13 protein-coding genes are annotated in these 9,506 nt (G+C 74.6%); 8 read left to right on the top strand and 5 right to left on the bottom strand.

Annotated elements, in window-relative coordinates; genetic code table 11:
• The 4 genes from Q6969_RS09405 to Q6969_RS09390 all read left to right on the top strand — a co-directional run.
• The coding region (locus tag Q6969_RS09405; protein WP_317230200.1) for an ATP-binding protein at positions 1-455 on the top strand (455 nt) is incomplete at its 5' end.
• 26 nt (positions 456-481) lie between these two features.
• Positions 482-1,174, top strand: coding sequence for a hypothetical protein (locus Q6969_RS09400; protein WP_317230199.1), 693 nt, complete (start codon positions 482-484; stop codon positions 1,172-1,174).
• Positions 1,161-1,415 (top strand): helix-turn-helix domain-containing protein, encoded by a 255-nt coding sequence (locus Q6969_RS09395; RefSeq protein WP_317230198.1) that lies wholly within the window; start codon positions 1,161-1,163, stop codon positions 1,413-1,415. Before Q6969_RS09400 ends, Q6969_RS09395 begins: the two co-directional genes overlap by 14 nt.
• A 4-nt stretch (positions 1,416-1,419) precedes the next feature.
• Positions 1,420-2,358, top strand: coding sequence for an alpha/beta hydrolase (locus tag Q6969_RS09390; RefSeq protein ID WP_317230197.1), 939 nt, complete (start codon positions 1,420-1,422; stop codon positions 2,356-2,358).
• A 10-nt stretch (positions 2,359-2,368) separates the two neighbouring features.
• Here Q6969_RS09390 and Q6969_RS09385 read toward each other — a convergent pair whose 3' ends face one another.
• Positions 2,369-2,797, bottom strand: coding sequence for a BLUF domain-containing protein (locus Q6969_RS09385; protein ID WP_094115137.1), 429 nt, complete (start codon positions 2,795-2,797; stop codon positions 2,369-2,371).
• A gap of 157 nt (positions 2,798-2,954) precedes the next feature.
• Here Q6969_RS09385 and Q6969_RS09380 point away from each other — a divergent pair, with 157 nt between their 5' ends.
• Positions 2,955-3,551, top strand: a complete 597-nt coding sequence (locus Q6969_RS09380; RefSeq protein WP_317230196.1) for an AAA family ATPase — start codon at positions 2,955-2,957, stop codon at positions 3,549-3,551.
• Here the strand turns inward: Q6969_RS09380 and Q6969_RS09375 are convergent.
• Positions 3,514-4,332: a hypothetical protein gene (locus tag Q6969_RS09375; RefSeq protein ID WP_317230195.1), complete on the bottom strand. Its 819-nt coding sequence runs from the start codon at positions 4,330-4,332 to the stop codon at positions 3,514-3,516. The genes Q6969_RS09380 and Q6969_RS09375 overlap by 38 nt on opposite strands.
• Before the next feature lie 79 nt (positions 4,333-4,411).
• The gene (locus Q6969_RS09370) at positions 4,412-4,780 is read right to left on the bottom strand and encodes a VOC family protein (protein ID WP_317230194.1); all 369 of its coding nucleotides are present in this window, start codon (positions 4,778-4,780) and stop codon (positions 4,412-4,414) included.
• A gap of 61 nt (positions 4,781-4,841) precedes the next feature.
• Between Q6969_RS09370 and Q6969_RS09365 the strand changes: the two genes are divergently transcribed.
• Complete coding sequence (locus tag Q6969_RS09365) at positions 4,842-5,294, top strand: MarR family transcriptional regulator (protein ID WP_317230193.1); 453 nt, start codon at positions 4,842-4,844, stop codon at positions 5,292-5,294.
• Positions 5,295-5,527: 233 nt separating this feature from the next.
• Here Q6969_RS09365 and Q6969_RS09360 read toward each other — a convergent pair whose 3' ends face one another.
• Positions 5,528-6,817, bottom strand: coding sequence for an adenylosuccinate synthase (locus tag Q6969_RS09360; RefSeq protein ID WP_317230192.1), 1,290 nt, complete (start codon positions 6,815-6,817; stop codon positions 5,528-5,530).
• An 85-nt stretch (positions 6,818-6,902) separates the two neighbouring features.
• Positions 6,903-7,379, bottom strand: coding sequence for a DUF3151 domain-containing protein (locus Q6969_RS09355; RefSeq protein WP_317230191.1), 477 nt, complete (start codon positions 7,377-7,379; stop codon positions 6,903-6,905).
• A 120-nt stretch (positions 7,380-7,499) separates the two neighbouring features.
• Between Q6969_RS09355 and Q6969_RS09350 the strand changes: the two genes are divergently transcribed.
• Together Q6969_RS09350 and Q6969_RS09345 are read left to right on the top strand one after the other, a co-directional pair.
• Positions 7,500-8,732 carry an exonuclease SbcCD subunit D C-terminal domain-containing protein gene (locus Q6969_RS09350; protein WP_317230190.1) on the top strand — a complete coding sequence of 411 codons (1,233 nt, stop codon included), beginning with the start codon at positions 7,500-7,502 and terminating at the stop codon, positions 8,730-8,732.
• Positions 8,732-9,506, top strand: a 775-nt coding sequence (locus Q6969_RS09345) for an SMC family ATPase (RefSeq protein ID WP_317230189.1), incomplete at its 3' end; no start/stop codon positions are given. The genes Q6969_RS09350 and Q6969_RS09345, both read left to right, overlap by 1 nt.

The following is a 9,506-nucleotide window of genomic DNA, read 5'->3' as shown; positions in this document are numbered from 1 at the left end:
AGCGCGACCGGACGCCCGGCACGCGCGTGGTCGCGGAGGTGCGCGGCGCTCCGCCGGCGGTGCGCGCGGACCCGGACCGGCTGGCGCAGGTGCTCGACAACCTGCTGCAGAACGCGGCCCGCTACGCGGCCGCCGAGGTGCGGGTCGAGGCCGAGGGGCAGGACCCGGACACGGTCCGCATCACGGTCGCCGACGACGGCCGCGGCGTGCCCGACGCCGACCGGGAGCGGATCTTCGACCGCCTCGTGCGCCTCGACGACGGCCGCGACCGCCAGGACGGCGGCGCGGGCCTCGGTCTCCCCATCGCCCGGGCGCTCGCCCGCGCGCAGGGCGGCGACCTGGTGTGCCTGCCCGCGGTCCCGGGCGCGGGGGCGCGCTTCCTGCTGACGCTCCCGGTGGTCGACGGGGGGGTGACCCCTTGCGCTCGCCCACCGCATGGTGTTGATTGTCGATGACATCGAAGATCGATAAGGGGAGCGGCATGGCGAGCACGGGCATCATCGAGAGCCGGCCGGTGCGGGAGCGCCCGCGAGCCATGCGGGTCACGCGATTCGCGCTCCTGCTCGTCATGACGTGGACGGTGCTCGCGGACGCGAGCCGTGCCATCACGACGGTCACCGGCCGCTACCTGTTCGCGGGCGGAGGCGCCGACCCGGGCCTGCCGCTCTCGGAGCTGCCGCAGGTGCGCGACGCCATCCTCCGGGAGGGCGCGTCGGGGTCGCTGGCCGACGCCGACCTCCTGCTCCGGGTCCTCGGCGCCGTGCCGTCGGTCGTCCACGGCGTGACCGTGGTGCTCGCCATCGCCTGGCTGCTGCGGGCCCTCCGCGGCATCGCCCAGGGCGAGCCGTTCCATGCGTTCGTCGTCGCGAACTGGCGGCGGCTCGCGATCACGCTGCTCGTCGGCGGCGTCGCGCAGGGGGTGGCCGGCGTGGTCGCCAGCACGTACCTGGCCGCCGGCCTCGGCTTCGGGTTCGGCGGCGGGGGAGCCGTCGGCACGTTCGGCGTCGGCGACCCGGGACGCGAGGGCTTCCTCGGCGGCGACTACGCGACCATCGGCAGCGACCCCGTCGCCTGGCCCGTCGACCTCCTCCTCGCCGGCCTCGTCGCCCTCGCGCTCACGGCCGCGTTCCGCGCGGGCGCCCGCCTCGTCGAGGACGTCGATGGCGTCGTCTGATCCCGGCGCCGGCGACCCCGTCGCCCCGCACCGCATCGCGTGCCACCTCGATGCCGTGCTCGCCGCCCGCGGCATGACGCTCACCGAGCTGTCGGCGCGCACGGGCATCACCATGGCGAACCTGTCGATCCTGAAGAACGACCGGGCGAAGGCCATCCGCTTCACGACCCTCACGCTCATCTGCGACGCGACGGGCGCCACCCCGCAGGAGCTGTTCTCGATCCGGCCGGGCCTACGCTGACGGGATGAGCATCGACGCCCAGGCCCCGCGCACCCTGTCCGACCACCGGCCCCACGACGCGGAGGACCTGACGATCGAGGTGCCGGCCGCACGGCTCTCGGCCGTGCGCGTGCCCGCCCGCACCGGGGATCCGGCGACCGCGCCCGTCGCCCTGCTCGTGCCGGGCTTCACCGGCTCGAAGGAGGACTTCCTCCCGGTCATGGGACCGATCGCGGAACGCGGCTTCACGGTCGTCGCGTTCTCGCAGCGCGGGCAGTGGGGATCCACCGGCCCCGGCCAGGCCGAGCCGCCCGTCGACTCGTCCGGCTACGAGCTCGAGACCCTCGGCCAGGACGTGCACCACGTGGTCGACGCGCTGGCGGGCCGCGGCGGATCCGGCGGCCGCCACGTCGCCACCGACGCCGCCCCCGCCGCGCCGCTCGGCCCCGTGCACCTGCTCGGCCACAGCTTCGGCGGCGTCGTGGGGCTGCAGGCCGTGATCCGCGACCCCGGCCGCTTCGCCAGCTACACGCACTGGAACTCGGGCCCCCGCAGCCGCGCCGACCGCTCCGAGCAGATCGCCGCGATCCGGGCGGCGGGCAGCGCCGCGCTCTGGCCGCTGTGGTTCCTCCCCGAGCGGCTCGACGGCGACGACCCCGAGGTGGCGTGGTACCGCACGCGCCTGCTCGGCACCGCGTCGGCGCAGCTGCTGGGCGCGCTGGAGATCATGCAGGCGCAGACCGACCGGGTCGACGAGCTCCGGGCCACCGGGCTCCCCGTCCTCGTGTCGCACGGCGACACCGACGACGCGTGGCCGCAGGACTGGCAGCGCGACATGGCGGAGCGCGCGGGCGCCCGCTACGAGGTCGTCGCCGACGCGGGGCACTCGGCCCAGGTCGACCAGCCGCAGGCGAGCGCCGACCTGCTCGCGGGCTTCTGGCGGAGCGCGGTGCCGACCGCCTGAGCGGCGTCCGTCAGGACAGTCGGCCGGTGTCCTCCTGGAACCACCGGATCAGCTCGCGGAGCGCCGGCCGGATGGCGTCGTCCGGACGATCGCCCTGCAGGTCGTCGAAGGTGTCGCGGTAGCCGGGGATCCGCTCGGCGACGCGGGCGTCGTAGCGCGCGAAGCCCATGGTCCAGTCGGGGAACTGCCGCTCGGCGATCTCCTCCTCCATCAGCGTCGCGATGCGGCCGTGGCGGTCGTCCGCGAGGATCGCGGCCATGCGCTCCCGCACGTCGGCCTCCTCCCCCTCGATCAGCTGGAGGAACCGCCCCTGCCGGTGCACGAGGAGTCCCGTGAGCCCGTGGGCCTCGTTGGTCGCGCGGCTCTGCGCCATGAGCTGCGCGAGGTCGACGTCGTCGAACGACGTCTCGGCGGTGCTGGAGTAGACGATGGAGAGCATGGTGTCCTTCCGCGTGCGCGGGATCGCGCGTCGAGGTGCGGGGCCGGGTCCCCGTCGCCCCTCCAGCCTGGCCCGCGCGCCCGTCGTCTGCCAGGACGGGCCGGGATCCGTCGCCCGCCGGATGCCGTCGGCGCACCGCCGCCGCTAGCCTCGGGGCATGATCGTCTGGCTGAACGGCACGCACGGGGTCGGCAAGACGACGACGAGCAGGCTCCTGGCGGAGCGGATCCCTGGCAGCCGGGTGCTCGACGCCGAGAAGGTCGGCGAGGTGCTGATGGACATCCGCCCGGGCCTGCCCGCGACCGACGACTTCCAGCACTGGGCGCCGTGGCGTCCCCTCGTGGTCGAGACGGCCCGTCGCGTGCTCGAGTACGCGGGCGGCACGCTCGTGATGCCCATGACGGTGCTCACGGAGGCGTACTGGCGCGAGATCAGCGGGGGCCTCGCGGCGCACGGGATCCCCGTCCGCCACTTCGTGCTGCACGCCGACGCGGACGTGCTCCGCGACCGCATCCAGCACGATCCGGAGCTCGGCCCGTCGGCGTTCCGCTTCTCGCGGATGGAGCCCTACGCGGTGGCCGCGCGCACCTGGCTGCACGCCGAGGCGGAGGTCGTCGACACGTCGCGCATCACGCCGGAGCGGGCGGCGGACCTCATCGCGACCGCGGTGCTGGAGGGCACATCGCGCGGGTGGACCGAGTCGCCCCTGGACGCCCCTAGATCCCGGGGCGCAGCCCGACCGGTCGCGGGATGACGAGTCCCGTGTCGACCACCTCGCGGTCTCCCAGGGGAGCCGATAGAGCCACCGTGGACGGCGTGGCCGGGTTCCCCTGGCACGTCGCGCCCTCGTGGCGCGGCCGGACGGCGAAGGCCACCTCGACCCGGTCGCCGGTCTCCTCGAGGGAGACGAGCTGGACGCGGCCGGCCGCGTCCTCCCCGGAGTTGCAGGCGGATTCGGTGACGAGGAACGTGAGCCGATCCGCCGAGGGATCCGGCTCCACCTCGAAGGCGATCATGGGCGGGTCGAGCTCCGCGTAGTCCAGCCGGAGCGCGCACGGCGACGCGGACCACACCGTCCACGCGGGCTCCTCGCCCGGCTGTCCGACGTGCTTCGCCGCGAGGTAATCGTGGTCCGGTGGGATCTCGCCGTTGCCCAGGTCGTACGGCTCGGTGACCGCGCGCATGACCTCGATGTCGGTGGCGGAGGACGCGAGCACGAACCAGCCGTCCTCCGGCGGGAAGCCGGGGTGGCCCTCCCAGCCCCGCGTGGCCTCGGCGAGCGCGGCGGCGCCCTCGTCGCCCAGGCTGCTGAGCGGCTCCCGCTCCGCGAACGCCGCGGGATCGACGGGGCGGCCGTTGCAGTCGTAGCCGGTCACCTCGACGGGCGTCGGCACCGCCACGGGATCGCCTGCCGATGACGACGATGCGGGAGGATCCCCGGCGGCGAGGGTCCCTGCCGGGTCGGCGGCCGGCGCGCAGCCCGCGAGGAGGAGGACCGCCGCGAGGGCGGCGGGGACGAGCGGTGAGCGGCGCATGCGGATCCCTCGGTCGGATGCCCTCAGCGTGGCGCTCCCCGAGGGGATCCGCCACCCCGCGTCGCGGGGGCAGCCTCCGTCACGCCCGGTCGTGCAGCGTCACGTGGTAGCCGTCGAGGTCCGCGAAGGCGAAGGTGCGGCCGAAGGGCCCGTCGAGGGGCGCGGTGACGATGCGATGGCCGTCGGCGGCGAGCCGGTCGTGGATCTCCTGCACGTCCGTGGCGTGCAGCCAGATCGCGGCCCCGATGCCGGGCTGCGAGACCGCGTCGAGGTCGGTGCCGGGGATCACGTCGCGGAGCGCGAACGCGATGGGCGCGGTCCGGAAGACGACGGCGTGCGGGGGTCCGTCGGGCGAGCGGACGAGGCCCAGGTAGCGCTCGTAGAACGCCTGGGCGGCGTCGAGGTCGCGGACCTGGAGCGAGATGAAGTCGGGGCCGGTGGTGGGCATGGTGTCTCCTCGGTTGCATGTCAGAAGCCTGACATGGAAGAGCGTATGTCAGAATGCTGACATGACGCAAGGCGACGACGGCATCGACCTCCCGACCTCGCTCGGCTACCTGCTGAAGGAGGCGTCGAGCGCGTTGCGGCAGGCCATGGAGGAGGCGCTGCGGCCCCTCGGCATGACCATCACGCACTACTCGTGCCTCGAGCTCCTGGCCCAGCGGCCCGGATCCTCGAACTCCGACCTCGCCCGCGGCGCCTTCGTCACCCGCCAGTCGATGAACGTGCTGCTGCAGACCCTCGAGCGCGACGGGATCGTCTCCCGTCCCGCGGAGGAGGCGGTCGGCCGGGTGCAGCCCACGCGCCTCACCGCGAAGGGCCGCGGCGAGCTGGCGACGGCGTCCGCCGCCGTGCGCGCGGTCGAGCTGCGCATGCTCGACGGCCTCTCGGTGCGCGACCGCGACGAGGCCACGCGCCTCCTCCGCGGCATGGTGCGCGCGCTGCGGGCGCACGGCGCGTGACCGCCTAGCGGGTCACCGCTCGACGACGAGCCGCCGCAGCTCCGCCGACGACACGTAGCCGAAGCGGTGCAGCTCGCGCCACGCGGCCACGTACTGCTCCTGGCCCATGTCGAGATCCGCCTGGAGCCGCTCGCGGTTCGTCGTGCGCGCGTCGGCGCGGCTGAGGAAGCGCGCGAGGTCCGCCGCATCGGTGCCGAGGCGGGCGTCGTCGGCCCAGCCGTCGTGGATCAGGGTCAGGCCTCGAGGAGGTCGTGCAGCACGACGACCTGCTCGCGCTCCGGGCCCACGCCCACGGCGGAGATGCGGGCGCCGCTCATGCGCTCGATCGCCATCACGTAGTCCTGCGCGTTCCTCGGGAGGTCCTCGAACCGGCGGCAGCCCGTGATGTCCTCCTGCCAGCCCGGGAGCTCCTCGTAGATCGGGGTCGCGTGGTGGAAGTCGGACTGCGAGACGGGCACCTCGTCGTGGCGCACGCCGTCGACGTCGTAGGCGACGCAGACGGGGATGGTCGCGAGACCCGAGAGCACGTCGAGCTTGGTGAGCACGAAGTCGGTGACGCCGTTGATGCGGGCCGTGTAGCGCGCGATGGGCGCGTCGTACCAGCCGCAGCGGCGCGGGCGGCCGGTGGTGGTGCCGAACTCGAAGCCCTTCGCGCGCAGGTACTCGCCCGACTCGTCGTGCAGCTCCGTGGGGAACGGGCCGGCGCCGACGCGCGTCGTGTACGCCTTGACGACCGCGATGATCCGCTCGAGCCGGTTCGGCGCGACGCCGGAGCCCGTGGCCGCGCCGCCGGACGTGGCGCTCGAGGACGTGACGAACGGGTACGTGCCGTGGTCGATGTCGAGCATGGTGGCCTGACCGGCCTCGAACAGCACCGTCTTGCCCGCGTCGAGCGCCGCGTTCAGCTCGAGCGACGCGTCGCACACCATGGGGCGCAGCCGCTCCACGTAGGAGAGCAGGCTCTCGACGATCTCCTCCGCCGAGATGGCGCGGCGGTTGTAGATCTTCACGAGCATGTGGTTCTTCGCGTCGAGGGCCGCCTCCACCTTCTGGCGCAGGATGTTCTCGTCGAAGAGGTCCTGGATCCGGATGCCGACGCGGTTGATCTTGTCCGCGTACGTGGGGCCGATGCCGCGGCCGGTGGTGCCGATCTGGCGCTTGCCGAGGAAGCGCTCCGTCACCTTGTCGATGGTGCGGTGGTAGTGCGTGATGACGTGCGCGTTCGCGCTCACGCGGAGCTTCGAGACGTCGACGCCGCGGGCGGCGAGCGCGTCGAGCTCGTGGAAGAGCACCTCGATGTCGACCACGACGCCGTTGCCGATGACGGGCACGACGCCGGGCGTGAGGATGCCGGACGGCAGCAGGTGCAGCGCGTACTTCTCGTCGCCGACGACGACCGTGTGGCCGGCGTTGTTGCCGCCGTTGAACTTCACGACGTAGTCGACGCGGCTGCCGAGGAGGTCGGTCGCGCGTCCCTTGCCCTCGTCACCCCACTGGGCTCCGATGATCACTACTGCGGGCATGGCTCACTCCTCGTCGGGGCGGGTCGGTCGGGTCGGTGGCGTGCGGTGGAGCGGGTGCGGGTTCGGGGGATCCGGCGACGCCGGGTCAGTCCTGGCCGCGGATGACGATGGCCTCCGTGGGCGGCAGGGCCCCCGCGGTCGCGGCCTCGATGTGGCCGGCGGCGGTCGGATCCGCGTCGCGCAGGAAGGCGGTGAGGCGGGAGACCTCGTCCTCCTCGCCGATGGCGGCGGCCGCGCGGCGCAGCGCGTACAGGGAGCGGAGGACGCCGCGGTTCGGCTCGTGGCTCCACGGCACGGGGCCCTGGCCCTTCCAGCCGGACCTCCGCAGCGCGTCGAGCCCACGGTGGTAGCCGACGCGCGCGAACGCGTACGAGGCGATGCGGTCGCCCTGGATGAAGGCCGTGTCCGCGAGCAGCGCCCACACGAGGGACGACTGCGGGTGGTCGGCGGCGATCGCGCCGAGCGTGTCGTGGTCGCCGTCGGCGTTCGCGATGCGCGCCGCCACCTCGGGCTCGTCGGCCAGGCGCGTCTCGGGGACGCCGAGCAGGTTCTCTCCAGTCACACTCGATCCTACCGCGAGGGCCCGGCGGGTCCCGAGGCGGCGCGGTCGCGGCCGAGCGGGCCGTGTCGGAGCCCTCCGGTAGCGTGACGGGCACCGCCGCCCGCCCACGGAAGGACCCGCGTGCGCATCCTCCACACGAGCGACTGGCACCTCGGGCGCACCCTGCACGGCGAGGACCTGCACGCGCACCACGCCGCGTTCCTCGACCACCTCGTGGAGGTCGTGCGCGAGCGCGCGGTCGACGTGGTGCTCGTCGCCGGCGACGTCTACGACCGCGCGGTGCCCGGCGTGCCGACGGTGCGGCTGCTCTCCGACGCGCTCGGGCGGTTGAGCGCGCTCGCGACCGTCATCGTCACGCCCGGCAACCACGACTCGGCGGCGCGCCTCGGGTTCGCGTCGGCGCTGCTGCGCGACGGGCTGCGGATCCTCGCGTCGGCGGAGGCGCTCGACGAGCCCGTCGTCATCGACGACGCGCACGGGCCGGTCGCCTTCTACGGGCTGCCCTACCTCGACCCGGACGCGGTGCGCGCGTCGCTCGCCCCCGCCGGGTCCCCTCCCCTGCCGCGCTCGCACGAGGCCGTGCTGGGCGCCGCCATGGACCGCGTGCGCGCCGACGCCGCCGGCCGGCCCGACGCCCGCGTCGTCGTGGTCGCGCACGCGTTCGTCACCGGCGCGGAGCCCAGCGAGAGCGAGCGCGACATCCGCGTCGGCGGCTTCGACCAGGTGCCCGCCGCGGCGTTCTCGGGGGCCGACTACGTGGCGCTCGGGCACCTGCACGGGGCGCAGGAGGTGCGGGCGGCGGGCGCGGGGGTCGGGGCACCGCCCATCGGCGCCCCGCCCATCGGCGCCCCGCCCATCGGCGTCCCGCGCATCCGGGCCCCGCGCATCCGATACTCCGGCTCGCCGCTCGCGTTCTCGTTCGGGGAGCGGCTGCAGCGGAAGTCGAGCGCGCTCGTGGAGCTGGCGGCGGACGGCTCCACCGCGGTGGAGCTGATCCCGGCGCCCGTGCCGCGGCGGCTCGCGGAGGTGACGGGGACGCTCGCCGAGATCACCGACGGGCGGCACGCCGACCTCGCCGACGCCTGGCTGCGCGTGCACGTCACCGACCCCGTGCACCCGGCCCACCTCGTGGCGCGGGTGCGGGAGGCGCTGCCCCACGCGCTCGTCGTGCTGCACGAGCCCGAGGGGCGCGTCGAGGGCGTGCGGTCCCGCGTGGTCGACGCGACGACGGATCCGCTCGAGGTCGCCGCCGACTTCGTGGAGTACGCGACCGGCGCGGCGCCCACCGAGCCCGAGCTGCACGTGCTGCGCCAGGCCTACGAGGACGCCCTCGCCGCGGATGGGAGCGCCTGATGGACCTGCACCGCCTCACCCTCCAGGCCGTCGGGCCCTTCGCCGGGGAGCACGTCATCGACCTCGCCGAGCTCGGGCGGTCGGGGCTCTTCCTGCTGGAGGGGCCCACCGGATCCGGCAAGTCGACGCTCATCGACGCCGTCGTGTTCGCGCTGTACGGGTCGCTCGCGAGCGACGGATCCAGCCGCGACCGCCTGCACAGCCACCACGCGGCGGCCGGGGTGGAGCCGTACGTGGAGCTCGTCTTCGAGACGGCCGCGGGCATCCACCGGGTGCGCCGGAGCCCGCAGCACCAGCGCCCGAAGGCGCGCGGCACGGGCACCACGAGCCAGAACGCGTCCGCGACCCTCCTGCGGCTCTCGTCGCCGGACGCGGAAGCCGGCGAGGTGCTCGGCACCAGCACGCAGGAGGTGGGCACCGAGATCGCGCGCATCGTCGGGCTGACGCGCGCGCAGTTCGTGCAGACCGTCGTGCTGCCGCAAGGCGAGTTCGCGGAGTTCCTGCGCTCGACCGGCGAGCAGCGGCGCCTCGTGCTGCAGTCGCTGTTCGGCACGGCCGTCTACGACGCGACCGCGAAGCGGCTCGCTGAGATGCGGACGGCCGCGAAGCAGCGCACCGACGCGGCCGACGCGAGGGTCGCGGAGGCGGTCACGGGCCTCCGCGAGGCGACGCGGGTGGATGCGCTGGACGTGGCCGACGCACCCGACGTCGTGCGCGTGCTCGCCGAGGCCGCGGACGCGGCGGACGACGCGCGGGCCGAGGACGAGCACGCCC

It is taken from the genome of Clavibacter sp. MX14-G9D (genome assembly GCF_032917815.1).
GTDB lineage: Bacteria > Actinomycetota > Actinomycetes > Actinomycetales > Microbacteriaceae > Clavibacter > Clavibacter michiganensis_K.
The sequence above is the reverse complement of the archived record's forward strand: the minus strand, read 5'-3'. Positions and strand labels throughout refer to the sequence as shown.